Origin of the sequence: Wolbachia endosymbiont (group B) of Chorthippus parallelus, assembly GCF_947251815.1 — a bacterium.
In the GTDB taxonomy this organism is placed as follows: domain Bacteria; phylum Pseudomonadota; class Alphaproteobacteria; order Rickettsiales; family Anaplasmataceae; genus Wolbachia.
In genome coordinates this window covers 1,577,413-1,596,154 of record NZ_OX366390.1, presented here as the reverse complement: position 1 = coordinate 1,596,154, position 18,742 = coordinate 1,577,413, and the positions used below count along the sequence as shown (strand labels likewise).

Genomic DNA, 18,742 nt, shown 5'->3' with positions numbered 1-18,742 from the left:
TATAGAAACAGCCTTATCCTCAGGATAAAGAAGCTAGTTAAATTTGTCAAGCAATTTTTTCATGACCAGCTAGATAAATAGCTACTTCTTCAATTTGATTGAGGTAAAAAATTGATTGCCGTTGCGGTAAATAAGCAACATTACTGAATCTTTGCCGTCTTTCTTTACTGCTGAATCAATTTGTTTTTGAAAATCATTAGTATTTTCAATATCGATTCCATCTAGTTGAATAATTATATCACCTTTCTTAATAACACGTAGTGTAGAATTACTACTACTATCTACACTAGTAACTACTACACCCTTTGTGGGTGCATTATTTTTTAGTTCTTTTGGCAAATTTGAAACGGTTAAACCACTTATATAACTAGATGTTGATTTATTTTCTTCTTGATTATTACCTGAATCATCATTTGTAGATTCCTCGATTGCAACCTTGATATTGACTTCTTTACCTTTTCTAAGTAACTTAACCTGTACTTTCTTTCCGGGCTCAGTTCGTGAAACCATATGAGGTAATTGCGTCATTCTATCAATTTTTTTGCCGTCAAACTCTAATAGTATATCACCTACTTTGATTCCTCCTTTCTCTGCAGGACTGCCCTTTACTATGCTTGCAACTAATGCACCTTTGATATCTTTTAAACCCAAGGATTCAGCAAATTCTTTTGTTATAGGCTGAACTTGCACGCCAAGCCAACCATGTTTTATTTTTTTACCACTTTTTAATGTGTCAATAATTGAAATAGCTAGATTAGATGGTATAGCAAAGCCTATACCCACGTTACCGCCAGACTCAGATGGGGAATAAATAGCAGTATTAATGCCTATAACTTTTCCATTTAGATGAAATAGTGGTCCCCCTGAGTTACCTCTATTAATTGCAGCATCAGTTTGAATAAATTCATTCATAGTACCAATACTAATGTCTCTAGATCTTGCAGACACAATTCCTGTACTTACAGAGCCACCCAAACCAAAAGGGTTGCCTATTGCAATAACTGTATCACCAACTCTTGCTTTATCAGAATTACCAAATTCAACAAAAGGAAGATCTTTATCAGAATTAATCTTAAGCACAGCAAGATCAGTTTTTGCATCATAGCCTAAAACTTCTGCTTTGAAATAAGTATTATCGTTCATAGTAACTGTAATATCTTGGGCATTTTTAATAACGTGATAGTTGGTTACTATGGTTCCACTTTTATCTATAATAAATCCAGACCCAAGTAACGTCACTTCTCTATTAATGCTAGGAGCTCTATCAAAAAATTGATCAAAATGCTCGAAAAATTCTCTAAAGTCATCAAAGAAATTATTTCTTGGCGTAAAGGGAATTTTAGTTCTACTGTTATTTTCTTGCTTAACTATTTGCTCACTTGAAATATTTACAACTGCGGGAATAAGTTCTTCCACTATATCAGCAAGCCCTTTATTACAACTACATACAGGATCTGCAACTGTTTTTGCAAACAGATTAGCATATGAAGAAAATGAAATTAAAAAATATGCAAATATAGATAAAATAAATGCTTTACTTTTCATAAACTATTTCCATCCCTTGTTCAAAATATCTAAGAAATTATTATTTGGTGAAAGCACAAATTTAGTATTACCCTCAGCAAATGATTTATTGTAAGCTTTCATAGAGCGATAAAAGTTAAAGAACTCTTCATCAGCCTTAAATGCCTCATTATAGATTCTAGTTGCTTCAGCATAACCACGGCCTCTTATTTCATGTGATTCTTTTACTGCACTAGAGACAATTCCCCTTTTTAATTTATCAGCTTTTGATCTAATTTCTTGTCCAGCTTGTTCTCCTTCTGCTCTAATTTCTTTTGCTTCCTTTTCCCTTTCAGTTTGCATGCGGCGAAATATTGCAGAACTATTTTCTTCTGGTAGATCTGCTCTCTTAATTCTTACATCTATTATTTCTATGCCAAATTTTCCAGCTTCAGAATAAACTCCACGTTGAATTAATTGCATAACTTCTGATCTCTTTTCATTCAATAAACTAATTAATGAAAATCTTCCTATATTCTCCCTTATGTGAGCTTCTATGACAGGATATAATCTTCTAACTAGCCCTGATTCATTTTTCACAGTTTGATAAAAAGTGATAGGATCTATTATTTTATATTTTGCATAAGCATCTACTATAATACGCTTTTGATCTGCAGTTATCACTTCCCTTGGAGTTTTATCAGGACTTAGATCTAAAATTCTCTTATCAAGAAATTCTACGTTATTTATAAATGGTAGCTTAAAATATAAACCACTGTCCCTAACATCTTTTACGACTTTACCAAGTTGTATAACTATCGCTTGTTTTGTTTCTTGAACAACGAAGATTGAATTAGATAAGGCAATCAATAATACAACAAATATAAAAGCAAAAACAATTTTAATATTACTACTCATGACTATTTCCCTAAATTTGTAAGAGGTAAATAAGAGAACATACCTTTCAGATCGTCTGTTATAACAAACTTATCTACCTTGCTGAAAATATTTTCCATAGTTTCAAGATAAATACGATTCTTAACAAGAGAAGGATTTTGTCTATATTCTTCATAAAGAGATAAAAAGCGATTTGCATTACCTTTCGCTTCATTTATTATTTCGTTCTCATATGCTTCTGCATCTAACTTTATCTTTATTGCCTCACCTTTTGCACGAGGTATAATATCATTACTGTAAGCATATGCTTCGTTTATAGTACGCTCCTTATCTGCACGAGCACTTTGTACATCCCTAAATGAGCTAATCACTTTTTCTGGTGGGTCAATTTTTTTCATTTGAACAGATAAAATTTCTATACCCATTTGATATCCATCAAGAATCTGTTGCAATAAAATTCTAGTATCTCTGGAGATTTCAGCCCTACCTTGACCTTCGAGTGCAAAAGAGATCGTATTTTTACCTATTATTTCTCTCATAGCACTTTCAGCAGCATTTTTAACGCTGAAACCAGGTTTATAATCCCGCACTTTGAATAAATAATCTTTGGCATCTCTAACTCGCCACTGGACCTCAAAGTTAACGTTGACTATATTCTCATCTCCGGTAAGCATCACTCCTTCACCACGATCTGTATCTCGCCCATAAGAGCTGCTTATCCCAATTTCTTCACGATTTACTTCTTTAACATTCACTTTAAAAACCTTACCAATAGGGTAGGGAAAGTGATAACGCAAACCAGATGTTTCTGTATTGGAATATTTGCCAAAAGTAAGTTCTATACCTTCCTCACTCGGATGGACAATATAGAAACCAGTACAAAAATAAAACAACAAAACAATGAAAATGATGAAATAAGGTTTTTTCCCTCTATTTCTGGTTAAGCCATTAAAAAAGCATCTTATATCAGACACAGCTTTACTTAAAATATCTTCATTACTTGGACCTGACGGTTTCTTTCCAAGATTCCAAGGATTACGCTCATCCATAAAAATTATTAATTGTATAACTAATACGCTGATATTACTTAATCTTATCGAAAAATGCAAAACTATTTTGTTTGCAAATTGAAACGAAGAATATTATCATACACTTTCTTTTCTCTATATAGTACGGTTGATTCTATAGAATTTTCTGGCTTTTTTTAAACTCTTTATTGTCGTTTTTGATAAGTATTTTTAGTTGTATATTAATTATTAACATAAAAGACAATGCCTGGGATTTAGGAAACTTAATTTTAATCAAGTAGCTGCGTAATAAATCATTGTCAAGTGATGGAATGACATTATCTACTATGCAAATTACCTGCAAATTGCAATGTTCAAACAATTGTGTATCTGAGTTTTGAGATGACGAAACTAGGGTTGTATAATCTATACATATTTGTGATAACTTCTCACCTTCGCTCAAATAACTTTTCAATATCGCTTAATTTCATTTCTATATAGGTTGGCCTTCCGTGATTACATTGTCCAGAATAAGGTGTCTTTTCCATTTGCCTCAATAATTCATTCATCTCCTCCAATTTCATCTTTCTGCCTGCTCTTATTGATCCATAACAAGCAATTGTGGCTAGTATTTTATTCACCTTATCCTCTATAGGTAATATATCTTCTATTTCTGTTAGTCTATCCACTATATCAATGAGCATTCTCTTTGTGTCTACTGTTCCTAAGATTGCAGGCACTTCTTTTACTATGATCTTATTTTCTGATTTAATTTCAATCTCAAAACCCATCTCAAAAAGTTTATCTTTATAAGTTTTAATCATCTCCATTCCAGCTTGATTTTTGATTTCAACCATTTCAGGCAAAAGAAGTTTTTGTCTTTTTATACTTGATTTCTCCTTTAAGCACTCGTATACTAGTCTTTCATGGGCTGCATGCTGATCTACTATAATTAGTTTGTCTCTTACCTCGGCAATAATATAAGTATTGTAGATTTGACAGTGTGCAAACCCAAGTGGATAGTCCCTTATTAGATCGGTTTGTTTCTTTTCCAAAATTGTAGTTTCCGCTCGCGGAGGAGATTTTTGCATACCAGTATAATCAAACGATTTTGAATGTTCTGATAAGCTTTTTGTCTCTATATTTGGAGAAGTAAATTCTCTCATTAACTGGTTTTCAAAAGGATCAGACCTTCTTCCATAAAATTCATTTTTAAGACTAGACCTACTAAAAGGATCTGATGATAGATGATTCCTTGTTATCTCAGTCTGGCTCACCACAGTTTCTGCAAGATCTATTCTCTTTGATAATACTTTTATTAGCCCTCTTCTCACTATTTCATATATTAGCCTCTTGTTCTGAAACCTTACCTCTGATTTATTTGGATGCACATTTACATCTACTTGATCATACGGTATCTCTAAGTGCAACGCTGCAAAGGGATATCTATTGCTTGGAATAAGATCATGATACGCATAACGGATTGCGCCAATAAGTAGATTGTCTTTAATTGGTCTACCATTAACAAATGTATAGATCTGAGTTGAATTGCTACGATTGAGAGTAGGTTTACAGATGTATCCTGTAAGTCTAATGCCATCTTCTTCTTCACTAATTTGCAAAGAGTTTTCATGAAATTCTTTTTCTACTTCGCATAGCCTGCTAAATAATGAGGTCTGCTTAGCATACTTAAGAAGTTTCTTATTATCGGAGATAAGAGTAAACTCAATTCCATAATTGATCATTGCTAAGTTGTTTACAATATCAACAATGCTTTGTGTTTCTGCCCTTTCGGTTTTGAGAAATTTTAGTCTATTTGGTGTGGCAAAAAATAAATCTCGTACTTCAATATATGTTCCTATCGATAAAGGATAAGGAACAAGCTCTCCTATTTTTTCTCCTCCCTCATACCTTATAGACCATGCTTGATCTGCTTTGCTTGCCTTAGATGATAATTTTATTCTGCTTACTGCTGCAATTGAAGGCAAAGCTTCTCCTCTAAAGCCAAGATGCTTGATCTCTATCAACTCACTGTCACTCAATTTTGAAGTAGCATGGCGCATAAACGCAAGTTCTAAATCATCCTTTTTTACTCCGCTACCATCATCGATTACAGTAATGAGGTTACGCCCACCACTTTCTATCTTAATTTCTATCTCTGAGCTTCTGGCATCTATTGCATTTTCCACTAATTCCTTTACCACACTTGCAGGCCTTTCTATTACCTCTCCTGCTGCTATACGATTTATGGTTTTTGTATCTAAAAGAACTATTGCCATTATAATGTTGGTTTTTCTTTTACTGCTTGAGTTTGCTCCTCTCTCCATTTTTTTAATCTATCTGCAATTTCACTATTAGAAATCGACAATATAGATGCAGCAGTAATAGCGGCATTGCATGCTCCACTCTCTCCTATAGACATTGTTGAAACTGGAACACCTTTTGGCATCTGCACTATAGATAATAGACTATCTAGCCCATTTAATTGTTTGCTATGCACAGGAATACCGATAACAGGTAAATAAGTGAGCGATGCAACCATACCAGGTAAATGAGCCGCTCCTCCTGCACCAGCTATAATAACCTTAAAGCCTTTTTCTTGAGCAGACTTAGTAAAATTAAAGAGTCTCTCTGGCGTTCTATGTGCGGATATTATAAATACATCATGTGAAATTTCCAATTCTTTTAATAGGTTAATAGCATGCACCATAGTGCCATAATCCGACTCGCTTCCCATAATTACAGCAACATCCTTTTTCATTTTTTCTGTATTAGACATGATTTTATTTACTAACCAAATAGTATTTCAGAAGCAACAGATATTTAAATTAAATTACGAATATGATATAGCATTCTCATTAAATAGAAACTTTAAAAATTGAAATGAATCCCTATATTAAAATATAGAGGTATAAATTTCGGATCAACTATGTTTTTTAAAATTTTTTGAATTTAGTTTCATTACAACTTTTGTTTGTAATTTTGTTTTTTATTCGAGTAAAAAGTGCATTTTTGACAATAAAAACCCTAACTTAATCATAGAAAAATTTTGTATCAAACAACAGTTACTGCTTAGATCTTATGGTTAACGAATATGTGTATAAATACTTTAAATGTGTGTAGACGTATTTATCCACATATTCGTTAACCTATTTTCTATGCAGATTTTTTTAATTCACATTGACTGCTTCTTTAAGCCTCGCATTGGCAATTACTATGATTTTACGCATTAGAGCTGTCATAGCCACCATCTTCTTTTTACCTTTACCAACAAGCCTTGAATAGAAGGCACCAAGCGCAGACTTAGACCTTGAAGCAGACATCGCAGCTGTAAAAAGCTTTTCACGAACGTTGCTTCTGCCACCACTTATTCTGCGATAACCAATAGTTTTACCACTTTCTTTCGGATGAGGTGCAACTCCAGCAAGACTTGCAATTTCTCCCCTACTTACATAACCAAGTTCTGGCATTAGACACAGAAAATCTTGAGATAATTTTGCACCTATTCCTGGAACTGTTTTAAGGATTTTTTGGCGCTTTTGTAACTCTGGATTCTCATCAATAATTTTTTGTATGGTATTGTTGAGCTCATCTATCTGGCTATTAAAGAATTCAATAGTTTTCTGACAGCTTTCTTTTATATGGTCGTTTTCAGGTGCTGCAAGCCTAGATTTCTCTTGAGCTCTCATTTTTGTAATGTCATCACGACGTTGACAAAGTGCAACTAAGGTTGTTTGTTCTTTTGACATAGGTGCAAATAGAGATAGAGTACTATAGCGTTCAAACCCATACTGAGCAAGGGCTCTTGCATCTGATTGATCAGACTTTGCTAAAGTTCCATGAGATAGAACAAAGCTTTTTACTTTGCGAGTATTAGCTCGATGTACAGCAATATCTTTATCAACAAGAAAATGTGCTAAGCCAAGCTCATATTTTCCAGTGTTTTCCAGAGTTACTAAAGAATTAGGTAAGATATTTGAAAAATCTTGAAACAATTGTTGCCAGCCAGCAGTATCATTGTCGAATTCGACAGCGTTCTTCTGTTTGTGAACTGCAACAACATTTTTAAATTTTCCGATATCAATGCCAATAAAATTTTGATAAGATGTAATCATAATAACCTCGATTAGTTTTAATTAATTTAAGATTGTAAACGGGTGCATACATATGTCCCATGCAACTATTCAAACGTATCGAGAGATGGGCTAGTGTACCTTGATCCGAACGGTTATAATACCAACAGTTGGTCGGTCGCACACGCCCGTGATAACTCTATTCCTATAGTGAGTAGGGTTATCTTCCCTCTTATCTCCTTTATATCATATTTTTAACTTACAATATTAAGGGTCTATTCATAATCTTTTTAGAAGCAAAGCGGTGGAAGCAAGAAGACGATTTGTAAGCTAGTATTGAATTTTGCTTATCACAATTGTCTACACTTTTCTATAAGAGTATTAGAGACTTACCTTTTGACAATACGGCAAAGATCTCTACAGTTACATCCTTTTATTTGTTTCTTTGCAACTACTTTTTTATATATGTTTCAAAACACTTTCTTTACTTCCGCTATGTTTTTTACTTCATTTATTAAAATAATCTTGCCATTTTGAAAACATTGTTGATTCACTGAAGCCACTTTTTAGGACCTGTAACACTATGTAAAATACATCCTAAATCTTCTTGATTTTGTTTCTTTCTACAGAACTCTACTCAGTTTTTTTCCTACTCATCTTGCTCTGTTTTCATAATTTACATACTCTATCTCGTGCTTTATTCCTTTCTTGAGATCATGTACAGTCTCTAAAACGAGTTTGTAAAATGATTATTTCTGTATTTTAAACTTTGCAATTTCAACTTATTCTCTTTAATAGTAAGTTTTTTACAAAATAATAGTTTGAAATTACTAGTATTTTGATAAAAATTATAGTCAATTTAAAATTTTGAGTATCAGTATATCATTATAGTTATTGACAAATTATATAGTATTAATATATTGGTATATTAAGTATTATGTTTAATATTTAATATAGCTGGTTAGTATGTGAGAGTAAAAATTATGGAAATAATATCATTAAATAATCTGGATAGTGAAGCAATAAAAAAAAAATTGCTTGGCATAATAAGTAAAATTATAGGAAAAAATACTTGGACTCAAGCTTGTGCGGCTGAGAAACTTGGTATTGATCAACCAAAGGTGTCACAAATTAAAAGTGGTAAGACAAGTGGTTTTTCTTTAGAGAGACTGTTAGGTTTTTTGAAAAAGCTTGATCATGAAATAATAATTACAATAACAGAAAATCAATCAGTAAAAGCTAAAGAAGAAAAAGTAGAATGTAGAATTGGATCTCAATAGATGCGAAGTTGACATCTTATTTTTTGTGATATAGTATAAAGCTTATCAAGGTAGTATTTTATGGTTGAGTCTATTGTAGAAAAGTGTGTAGAGCAGGTACACAATCGTTTTAAATTGGTTCTGCTAGCGAGTCAAAGAACACATGATTTGAGTACAGGGGCAAGCGATCCCGTTGAAATGGTTAAGTTTGAAGGTCATAAGGATACCATAGTTTCTTTATATGAAATAGCAGAAAAGAAGGTGAATACTCATGAGTTGTTTAACCTTTTGGTGAAAAGGTGCAAGGAGTACATGAAAGGAAACACAAATAATGCTTATAGTAGTAGTTCAAGTAAGCTAGCAAGTTTGTTAAATTTTTCTGATCATCAATTTAACACAAATCTGGATATAAGTCAAAAAAGCCAAGATGATGAAATAGATGATCAAGATAATGATGAAGAAGTACCGATTTAGAAATCTGCAGAGGTTATAATAGCTTATAAATGATTAGTATTGCTATCTATGCCCTTTTATTCTGTATGAGTGTAATGTTATGTTGTATAGTATTTAGGTCAAGTGATGTGTACAATAAGGTTTTAGCATTCAATAATTTATCAACACAAGTAGTTTTACTCATAACAGCAATATCGATTATTCTGAATGATTTTTTTTTAATTGATATAGCATTACTATATGCTAGCATCAGCTTTATATCAACTATAGCACTAATGAGATTAATGTTGTTTTGATAATTTATGGTAGCATCCATTCTCATATTTTTAGGTATTTGTTTAATAGTCATTTCAAGCGTAGGAGTAATAGTATTTCCTAATTTCTATACTAGGCTACATGCTGCAGGTATTGCAGATTCTAGTGGCGCAATGTTGTTGTTGATGGGTTTTGCTTGGCAAAATGAACTTTCAATCAATACTATTAAAATTATATTATTGATTTTTATAATATGGATAGCCAATTCAACTAACAGTTATATTTTAGCGCGTACTCATTATAAAAGTAAAGACTATTAAAGAAGGTTAAGATGCTGGAAATACTGAATCTAATATTACTTTTACTGTTACTCACGGTTACAGTTTTTATAGTTCTTTCGAAACATTTGGTTGTAAGTGCTGTTCTAATGTGTGTATTTAGTGCACTTATTGCACTTATGTACTTGATTATGAATGCGCCAGATGTTGCAATTACTGAAGCTTCTGTTGGTGCAGGATTGAGCACAGTCTTTACGTTTGCAGCACTCTCTTTGGTAAAGAGTCACAAAGCAAATTTATCTCATAGCCCCGCCACACTTTTTTTTATGTTATCTTTGACTGCATGTTTATCATATTTTATGATTCAATTGCCAGATTTTGGCAGTCATGATGCTCCAATCCACTTGCACATTGCTCCTTATTATGTAGAAAATACTGAAAAGGCTATTGGTATTCCTAATATAGTGACAGCTATTTTAGCAAGCTTTCGTGGATATGACACATTTGGAGAAACTATAGTAGTTTTTACTGCCGCACTTTGTATAATGTTAATATTAAAAGAAGAGAAAGAAAGTGATTAAAGATCCGGTGTTAAGTGTAGTAACATTTTTGATGATACCTTTTATCATTTTATTTGGTTTATACATACAGTTTCACGGTGACTACACTCCAGGTGGAGGTTTTCAGGCAGGAATAATTGTTGCTTCTGGGATAATATTATATTCAATGTTATTTGGTATATCTACAACTTTACAAGCAATACCTTACTCTACGATCAAATTTACTAACGTGCTAGGTATTTTAATCTATGGAGGAACGGGTATTGTAACAGTTTTGTTTGACCAAAATTTTTTATCCTATAGTATATTGTCAACTGACAGTAGGACAGGTCAAAAATTGGGTATTTTCTTAGTGGAGCTGGGTGTATTACTTACCGTCTCTTCTTCCATGTTAATCATATATATAAATTTTGCTCGTAAGAAAAAATAATGACTCTATATAATTATGTAAGCATTACTATATTAATGGTGCTAGGTTTGTATATCATTGTAAATGATAAAAACTTAATCAAAAAAATGATGGGATTAAGTGTCTTACAAGCATCTGTTTTGTTATTTTACATATCTTTGGGATATATAAAAAGTTCTTTACCTCCTATATTGACTTCAAATTTTCACTTATATACCAATCCTATACCTCACGTCTTAATGCTTACTGCTATAGTGGTTGGAATTGCAACATTTTCAGTTGGATTGTCCATAGCAGTAAGAATGGAGAGAGTAGTTGATTAAGAAGAGTATGAATAAATTGACAGTATCTTGAACTATATGAAGTAGGAAGTAACTATAAATTAAGAATAAAACTATAAGCTTGCTAATTGTAAGTTTATTTGATAATTAAGAAATAAAATTATAAACTGTAAAGGTAATGATGTCAGCTATTAATGATACGGAAGATAGGAAAAAAATCATCAAAGATCTTGTAGCTAAAAGTATGAGAAAGGGTGGTGTTATCACTTTTGATGATATAAATGATAAGTTGTCAGATGAAAATTTTTCACCTGATTTTATAGATGATACTATAGCTTTATTGCAAGACTCTGGAATTAACATACTGGAAAGTAGTGAAGATGAGGAAGAAGCTCCTTCTAATGATGATGGTAATAAGCTTGATGATGATGAGACATCGTTGAATACTACTACAATTTTAGTGCAAAATGATGATCCGGTAAGGATTTATTTACAAGATATGAGCTCTGTAAAGCTTTTGTCACGAGCAGATGAAATTAAGATAGCAAAAAAAATTGAATCTGAAAAGCATAACATGTTACGTGCAATAATTGAAACATCAGTGGCATTTAACATGATCAAAACATGGCGTGATGATTTAAGTGGTGGAGCTTTTTTGCTGAGAGAAATTATAAATCTGGATGCAATTTATAACTCTGATTTCAATATGGTAGACAAAGAAGAAAGTGAAGCTGAAGATGCTGGAGATTGTATTAATGATGATGAAAAGGGAAATGAGAGTGAAGACATAAGTTCAGCTAACTTAAATATTTCTGTTCTTGAAATGGAAAGTGATTTATTGCCAAAGGTTATCACGGCATTGGATGAGATCATTGCTTTAACAAATGAAGCATTGGTATTGAAAAAAAGTTCTAAAGATTTCTCTAATGAGCTAGAAAATTTATATAATCAAATATGGTCTGTAGCATTACAAATTCAGTTTAGTGATGCTGCTATTACCAAAATTACACAAAAACTTTACGAAATAAATAGGCTAATCACGTTTGAAGAAGCTAATCTTATTACTGAGGCTAGAAAGTACGATATTGATAGAGAAAGTTTCTATAATATTTATTGTGCTGTGTTTTTAGAGCACGAATTGAGCGAAATCAATCTTCTAAAGAAGAATAAAAATCAATCCCTTTTTACAGGTGAATTAAAAAATAAATTCTTAAGGTTTGTAAACGACAACTATGAATATATAGCTAGTGCCTTAAGAAATATTAAGAGTTATGTACAAGGAGATAAGGTACAAGAGTTTAAGGAGCTAATCAAGAGAATACAAAAACACGAACGAGAAGTCTCTGAAGCAAAGCAAGAGATGATAAAGGCTAATTTAAGGCTAGTGGTTTCAATTGCTAAAAAGTATTCAAAAAGAGGCCTTGATCTGCTTGATTTGATACAAGAAGGTAATATTGGTCTTATGAAAGCTGTGGATAAGTTTGATTACAAACGTGGGTATAAATTTTCGACTTATGGTACTTGGTGGGTAAAACAATCAATCACTAGGGCAATACCTGAACAGTCTAAAGTAGTTAGAATACCAGTACATATGGTGGAAATTATCAGTAAAATCAACAAAGCATTAAGAAAGATGACTCATGGAATGGGTAGAGAGCCTACATTAGAGGAATTGGGTATAGAATTGGAGATGCCGATAGAAAGAATACGCAAAGTTATGAAGATAGCAAGAGATCCGGTAAGTCTTGAAGCTCCAACAGGAAAGGATGATAGTAGTACCTTCGGTGATTGTATAGAAGATAAGCGAGTTTCTAAACCAGAGGATGCTGCAATACTTGCCGACTTGCGTGGCATTACGACCAATGTTCTTGCAACTTTAACACCAAAAGAAGAAAGAATTCTAAGGATGCGCTTTGGCCTTGGTAAAGATGGAAAGGAGCATACCTTAGAAGAAGTAGGAAAAATTTTTAATGTTACACGTGAGAGAATTAGGCAAATAGAGGCAAAAGCACTACGTAAGTTGAAACATCCAAGCCGTGCTAAAAAACTTAGGGGTTTCTTTTAAGGCAGAAGGGCTACTCAAAAAATAGGTAAAATTCAGCCAAAGTTCTATAATTTTACCCTATTTTTCTTTTTTTATAGGTTTCATAGAGCAGTATGATTAAATATTGAATGTTATGGCAAATAAAAATAATAACTCTAATTCAGAGTGTAAAAATTTTTGTGTTCTGGGTGATAGTTTATCTGATGATGGTGCAATTATTGAAATTTTAAATAACTTATCCTTTGTAAGAAACGTAAAACTTAATGCCCTTTTTTATTAAGGAGGATCTTTTAGCAATGGCCTTGCTGTTGTTGAATATGTAGCAAAGTATTTAGGTTTAGAAGAATTTAAGCCATCATGGAGATGCTCATTTTTTGATCGATACTATGAACAACAAGGTCATAACTATGAGATTTTATATGCAACAGCATCTGAAATTCTTAACCCTATTTTTTCTTATTTCCTCAATAAATTTCGTTTAGTTAATCAGCTAAACGCAGTAATTAAACATCATCCAGACGTAGGTAAAGGAGATTCATTTTTCATTATAATCGACAGAAATAATATTATGGGTGCCACTGCTTATACCAATGTTAAAACCCCAGTTATTGATTAACTAAAGCAATAAAGCTTAGAAATAGAAGGCTTTTTTGACTGAATGGAATATGAAATTAATGTTGAAAAATATGTACCATAAAATTTATTGGCGATCTGTGGCGTAAGCTCAAATTTGTTTTTCAAACAACCAAAAACCGTCTCAATAATCGACCTTTTTCTCAATAAAATCTTCTCTTTTAGTAAAATCAATGCGTTTTTCATGCCTTTTTTCACTTTAGTGATAAGTTTTAGGCCTCTGTCGAAGAGTTTCTCAAAGAGCTCTTTCTTTATATAGCCCTTATCTCCGAACAAAAGTCCTGTCAAATTTTTAGTCAAATTTGGTACAGGTTTTCTGTCATCAACGTTGCCTTTAGTTAGTGTAATAGCTTGAACTTCGCCTATTTCATTAATTACCAGATGTAATTTAAAACCTAAAAACCATCCATAGATAGTCTTTCCTATATTTGCTAACTCTTTGAAAGCTTTATTTTTGAAATCCTTTTTGTGTGGCAAACAGCGATTGCAGTTGTATCAATATAGGAAATTTCAGTAATTTTCGCTTGCTTGCAGAACCACTGCAAAAGCAAAGCTAAATACCATAAAACTCTCGATTTTAAAGCAACAAACCTATGATATGACGGGAGTTTTGAAAACTCAGAATTGTACAATAATTTAAGATAATTCAAGTAAAAAAAACTTGAAATTTTTGCACGGCGATTGGTGATAAAGTAAGATTATAGTAAGTATTTCTGATACAGTAATTTCAGGTATTCTTGTTGGTTTTTTGCTACTTGATATGAGCTTTTCTGAAAATTTTTCATCAGCAATGCGACAAAAATCTTCTATAAAACAGTAAAATATCTTTTTTCATGGGTAACCTCTTAATTATTGCTAAAATATTCGAGTTTACCCTATTTCCCTCTTTATTAATTCTACTTTTATCTGTTTTCTAATCCATAACTAGGGTTTAAAGCAGAAAAAGTATTGAAATAAAGCGGTTAGTGAAATATGTAATGCATTTGGTTCTAAATGAATATGGTGTAAAGCATGTGATTGTTGCAAATGTGACTGAGGTTGTTTGGTTAGCTATAAAATGAAAAGTATGCTTGGTAAATATAAGAGCAAAGGGTTAAATGATCGAGATGTATACCTATCAAACATCACAGACCAGTTTGGGGGAGGGTGATTTGGAAAAAGTATAAACATACTTTTGTTGATATTTAAAGTAGGGCTTGATACTTACTATAATTCTGGACGCAGCAAAGAAATACTAAAGGATTATTTCTTTTTTGATTATTTTTATCCAACTGCAGAACCTTGTTGTGAAGTTGGTAATGAAATGTATGAGTTGATAAAGATTAGATTTCTTTTAAACATCTTTGCGGTTTGTAGTAACTATCTGCATAGCTGAATGGTAAAGGGGGGAACAAAGTCACTGCCATTAAGTTAAGGAAAAGTGATGAACTGTATTATAAAATCAGGTAAGATCCACAAATTAAAAGAAGTAATGACATGAGTAAAAAAAAGAATAATCATGTTTATAAAAAATAAATTGATGAGTTTAAACTTTATAAACGCACACAGAGCATCCTCAAAAGACTTCTCACGAAAAAGAAAGCTGCCCTTCGTTAATGTATTTCTCCTGATTTTTAGAAAGTATAATGCACCCCATAAACTAGACCAAAAAAAAATGGTTGATCCGAGTAGGAAGGTAAAGGGGTAAAAGTATGGCAACAAAAAAATATGAACCAGAGTTAAAAGCAAAGATAGCTTTGGAAGCAATAAAAAATCAAAAAAGCACATCTGAGATATGTAGTGAATATAAAATACCATCAACAAATCTATATGATTGGCGTGATAGAGTATTGGCAAGGTTAAAAGACCTATTTGTTGAAGAAAGTGAAAGTGCGAGAAAACAAAGAATCTTAGCGCAAGAAATAGAAAGTTTACATAAAGTAATAGGAGAATTGACAGTGGAAAATAGTTATTTGAAAAAAAAATTACTGAAATAAGCAAAAAAGATAGAGTAAGGTTTATAGAAAAAGATTCTGATCTATCAATTAGGAAACAGGCTGATTTACTGGGGATTTGCAGATCTAGCCTATATTATAGGCATATAATTAATAACGAAAGTGAAATTTGATTCAAGAAGTATATTTGGCTTCTGATTGCCGTTATGGATATCGTAAAATTACTGCTGAAATCATAGCGAGTGGAGTAGTAGTCAATCACAAAAAAATCTTAAGAATTATGAAAAAAATGAAGATTAGTGGGCTGTATTGTAGAAAAAGATGTAATACAAGTATTAAAGAAAAAAAGCATAAAATATATCCTTATTTACTCAAAGATTTGATTATTTGTAGAGTTAATCAGGTATGGGCTACTATATATTATGGTAGAAGGTAAGTTTGTCTATTTTGTGGCAATAATGGACTTGTATAGTCGCTATATTATTGCTCATTCATTATCACCATATCTCGATGCTGGATTTTGCCTTTATACTCTCAAAGAAGCTCTAAAACAAGGTAAACCTGAGATTTTTAATAGTGATCAAGGAGTGCAGTTTACTAGCTACAACTTTATTATGGAATTAGAGCGTGCTAATATTAAAATTAGTATGGATCATAAAGGACGTTGCTTCGACAATATATTTGTTGAGCGTTTATGGAGAACTTTAAAGCAAGAAGCTATATATTATTATAGACCAAATAGTATCAGAGATTTGAATCTTATAATAAACGATTTTGTTGGTTGGTATAACTATAAAAGGCGACATCAGACTCTACATTATAAAGTTCCTGCTGATCTTTATTATCATAAACAGTAAATGAATATATTGATAAATATAATGCACCCATTTGTCTAGACCATTTTTTTCAAAGTGATCCGATTTTTAAAATGAATATGTTGATAAATACGTCGACACACATTTAAAGTATTTATCAATATATTCATTTACTGTTTATGATAATAAAGATCAGCAGGAACTTTATAATGTAGAGTCTGATGTCGCCTTTTATAGTTATACCAACCAACAAAATCGTTTATTATAAGATTCAAATCTCTGATACTATTTGGTCTATAATAATATATAGCTTCTTGCTTTAAAGTTCTCCATAAACGCTCAACAAATATATTGTCGAAGCAACGTCCTTTATGATCCATACTAATTTTAATATTAGCACGCTCTAATTCCATAATAAAGTTGTAGCTAGTAAACTGCACTCCTTGATCACTATTAAAAATCTCAGGTTTACCTTGTTTTAGAGCTTCTTTGAGAGTATAAAGGCAAAATCCAGCATCGAGATATGGTGATAATGAATGAGCAATAATATAGCGACTATACAAGTCCATTATTGCCACAAAATAGACAAACTTACCTTCTACCATAATATATAGTAGCCCATACCTGATTAACTCTACAAATAATCAAATCTTTGAGTAAATAAGGATATATTTTATGCTTTTTTTCTTTAATACTTGTATTACATCTTTTTCTACAATACAGCCCACTAATCTTCATTTTTTTCATAATTCTTAAGATTTTTTTGTGATTGACTACTACTCCACTCGCTATGATTTCAGCAGTAATTTTACGATATCCATAACGGCAATCAGAAGCCAAATATACTTCTTGAATCAAATTTCACTTTCGTTATTAATTATATGCCTATAATATAGGCTAGATCTGCAAATCCCCAGTAAATCAGCCTGTTTCCTAATTGATAGATCAGAATCTTTTTCTATAAACCTTACTCTATCTTTTTTGCTTATTTCAGTAATTTTTTTTTCAAATAACTATTTTCCACTGTCAATTCTCCTATTACTTTATGTAAACTTTCTATTTCTTGCGCTAAGATTCTTTGTTTTCTCGCACTTTCACTTTCTTCAACAAATAGGTCTTTTAACCTTGCCAATACTCTATCACGCCAATCATATAGATTTGTTGATGGTATTTTATATTCACTACATATCTCAGATGTGCTTTTTTGATTTTTTATTGCTTCCAAAGCTATCTTTGCTTTTAACTCTGGTTCATATTTTTTTGTTGCCATACTTTTACCCCTTTACCTTCCTACTCGGATCAACCATTTTTTTTTGGTCTAGTTTATGGGGTGCATTATACTTTCTTATTATCTATTGGACCATTCAGTCTACCCAAATACCCTAAAGAATTTTTCACCATGTCGGGATTTATCCAACATTCTAATAACCTCTTCCCTATTACATAATTTGCCTCAAAATAATTAGGGTCATTACCCCAAGCAACACCGATTAATTTCATATTAAACCACGGATTCTTATTACTTATAGCACAATCATAAATAAATGTACCTGCAACCCATCCTGTTTCTTTTGATCTCTTATCTTTGACTAAAAAATCAATTTGAAATAATCTCAATTGCTTAAATACCTTTGGAGTTCCTTTTTCAGATTGGTTAACATATCCAGTCCAAGTGATACTCTTCTTAAGAGTTGGAATATCTTTTTGTGCTGCCTCTGTAAATACTAATTTTGCACTTACCGTACCATTTAAGAATTTACCTTTAGTGATGTCAGGATTATTTATATCTTGCCATACCTGTCCATACGTATACGCTCCTTGCTCATTAACAATAGAAACTGCCCAATTCTGTAGCATAGACTTTTGACTGCTGTGTAATTCACCGGGCTTAAACGATCTTTCTCTTGTTAAACCATTAACAAATTCTCTACCAGCTACCCCATAATGCATCCATGGTGCATGATACCAATTAGCAACTTTATTACAATATAGATTAAAATCACAATCAATATTTCCATTATATATATATTCTAAAATTGTATAAGCGTATTTTTGTGGTTCTTCTTTAAATGATATGTATTCCCATGGTCTTTCTTCATTACTAACTTCACTCGGATAATCAGTCTTGATTTTAAAAATCTTGCCCCTATAATCTGAAGGTATTTTATCACATGATGATATAACTGCTCTGTTGGCATATAGGGAACTACTATTTAGTATTAAAAATGATAAGATTAATAAAACCTGTATTTTTAATACTATATAGTGTTTCTGATTTTTGCTAAGATTAAACATATCATTGTTCCCCAATAAACCTTTTACTAACAATTCTTCAGATTAA

Annotated in this window: 16 protein-coding genes and 3 pseudogenes; 10 read left to right on the top strand and 9 right to left on the bottom strand. The window is 32.0% G+C overall.

The window, feature by feature from the left end; translation table 11 throughout:
• Nucleotides 1-81: 81 nt before the first annotated feature.
• From OPS21_RS07160 to OPS21_RS07135, 6 genes are all read right to left on the bottom strand, one after another.
• Nucleotides 82-1,545, bottom strand: a complete 1,464-nt coding sequence (locus OPS21_RS07160; RefSeq protein ID WP_264336546.1) for a DegQ family serine endoprotease — start codon at nucleotides 1,543-1,545, stop codon at nucleotides 82-84.
• A 3-nt stretch (nucleotides 1,546-1,548) separates the two neighbouring features.
• Nucleotides 1,549-2,421, bottom strand: a complete 873-nt coding sequence (hflC, locus tag OPS21_RS07155) for a protease modulator HflC (RefSeq protein WP_264330795.1) — start codon at nucleotides 2,419-2,421, stop codon at nucleotides 1,549-1,551.
• A gap of 2 nt (nucleotides 2,422-2,423) precedes the next feature.
• Nucleotides 2,424-3,449 carry an FtsH protease activity modulator HflK gene (gene hflK / locus OPS21_RS07150; protein WP_264336547.1) on the bottom strand — a complete coding sequence of 342 codons (1,026 nt, stop codon included), beginning with the start codon at nucleotides 3,447-3,449 and terminating at the stop codon, nucleotides 2,424-2,426.
• Between the two features lie 407 nt (nucleotides 3,450-3,856).
• The gene (mutL, locus tag OPS21_RS07145; protein WP_264336790.1) at nucleotides 3,857-5,686 is read right to left on the bottom strand and encodes a DNA mismatch repair endonuclease MutL; all 1,830 of its coding nucleotides are present in this window, start codon (nucleotides 5,684-5,686) and stop codon (nucleotides 3,857-3,859) included.
• Nucleotides 5,686-6,186: a 5-(carboxyamino)imidazole ribonucleotide mutase gene (gene purE, locus OPS21_RS07140; protein ID WP_143689212.1), complete on the bottom strand. Its 501-nt coding sequence runs from the start codon at nucleotides 6,184-6,186 to the stop codon at nucleotides 5,686-5,688. The genes mutL and purE overlap by 1 nt, the downstream gene beginning before the upstream one ends.
• 391 nt (nucleotides 6,187-6,577) lie before the next feature.
• Nucleotides 6,578-7,522 carry an IS110 family RNA-guided transposase gene (locus OPS21_RS07135; protein ID WP_264336326.1) on the bottom strand — a complete coding sequence of 315 codons (945 nt, stop codon included), beginning with the start codon at nucleotides 7,520-7,522 and terminating at the stop codon, nucleotides 6,578-6,580.
• Nucleotides 7,523-8,463: 941 nt separating this feature from the next.
• On the opposite strand from OPS21_RS07135, the gene OPS21_RS07130 reads away from it, so the two are divergent.
• The 8 genes from OPS21_RS07130 to rpoD all read left to right on the top strand — a co-directional run bounded on the left by OPS21_RS07130 (nucleotide 8,464) and on the right by rpoD (nucleotide 13,040).
• Entirely contained in the window at nucleotides 8,464-8,760 is a 297-nt protein-coding gene (locus tag OPS21_RS07130; RefSeq protein ID WP_264336548.1) for a helix-turn-helix domain-containing protein, read from the top strand.
• A 60-nt stretch (nucleotides 8,761-8,820) separates the two neighbouring features.
• Entirely contained in the window at nucleotides 8,821-9,213 is a 393-nt protein-coding gene (gene rpoZ, locus OPS21_RS07125) for a DNA-directed RNA polymerase subunit omega (RefSeq protein WP_264336549.1), read from the top strand.
• Between the two features lie 29 nt (nucleotides 9,214-9,242).
• Nucleotides 9,243-9,488 (top strand): monovalent cation/H+ antiporter complex subunit F, encoded by a 246-nt coding sequence (locus OPS21_RS07120; RefSeq protein ID WP_143689209.1) that lies wholly within the window; start codon nucleotides 9,243-9,245, stop codon nucleotides 9,486-9,488.
• Nucleotides 9,489-9,494: 6 nt separating this feature from the next.
• Complete coding sequence (locus tag OPS21_RS07115; protein WP_006015677.1) at nucleotides 9,495-9,767, top strand: monovalent cation/H(+) antiporter subunit G; 273 nt, start codon at nucleotides 9,495-9,497, stop codon at nucleotides 9,765-9,767.
• A gap of 11 nt (nucleotides 9,768-9,778) precedes the next feature.
• Entirely contained in the window at nucleotides 9,779-10,306 is a 528-nt protein-coding gene (locus OPS21_RS07110) for a DUF4040 domain-containing protein (protein ID WP_264336550.1), read from the top strand.
• On the top strand, nucleotides 10,299-10,715 hold the full coding sequence (locus OPS21_RS07105) for a Na(+)/H(+) antiporter subunit B (protein WP_264336551.1): 417 nt from the start codon (nucleotides 10,299-10,301) through the stop codon (nucleotides 10,713-10,715). Before OPS21_RS07110 ends, OPS21_RS07105 begins: the two co-directional genes overlap by 8 nt.
• Nucleotides 10,715-11,017, top strand: a complete 303-nt coding sequence (locus OPS21_RS07100) for a cation:proton antiporter subunit C (protein ID WP_039950889.1) — start codon at nucleotides 10,715-10,717, stop codon at nucleotides 11,015-11,017. Before OPS21_RS07105 ends, OPS21_RS07100 begins: the two co-directional genes overlap by 1 nt.
• A gap of 139 nt (nucleotides 11,018-11,156) precedes the next feature.
• A complete protein-coding gene (gene rpoD, locus OPS21_RS07095) occupies nucleotides 11,157-13,040 on the top strand; it encodes an RNA polymerase sigma factor RpoD (RefSeq protein WP_264336791.1) in 1,884 nt (627 codons plus the stop codon).
• Nucleotides 13,041-13,631: 591 nt separating this feature from the next.
• Here the strand turns inward: rpoD and OPS21_RS07090 are convergent.
• A pseudogene (locus OPS21_RS07090) lies at nucleotides 13,632-14,477 on the bottom strand (IS982 family transposase).
• Nucleotides 14,478-15,150: 673 nt separating this feature from the next.
• Here OPS21_RS07090 and OPS21_RS07085 point away from each other — a divergent pair.
• A complete protein-coding gene (locus tag OPS21_RS07085; protein WP_264336657.1) occupies nucleotides 15,151-15,339 on the top strand; it encodes a hypothetical protein in 189 nt (62 codons plus the stop codon).
• Nucleotides 15,340-15,343: 4 nt separating this feature from the next.
• Nucleotides 15,344-16,443, top strand: a pseudogene (locus OPS21_RS07080) (IS3 family transposase).
• Between the two features lie 128 nt (nucleotides 16,444-16,571).
• Here OPS21_RS07080 and OPS21_RS07075 read toward each other — a convergent pair.
• Nucleotides 16,572-17,671: pseudogene (locus tag OPS21_RS07075) on the bottom strand (IS3 family transposase).
• 65 nt (nucleotides 17,672-17,736) lie between these two features.
• Nucleotides 17,737-18,696 carry a hypothetical protein gene (locus OPS21_RS07070; protein WP_265027634.1) on the bottom strand — a complete coding sequence of 320 codons (960 nt, stop codon included), beginning with the start codon at nucleotides 18,694-18,696 and terminating at the stop codon, nucleotides 17,737-17,739.
• Nucleotides 18,697-18,742: the final 46 nt, after the last annotated feature.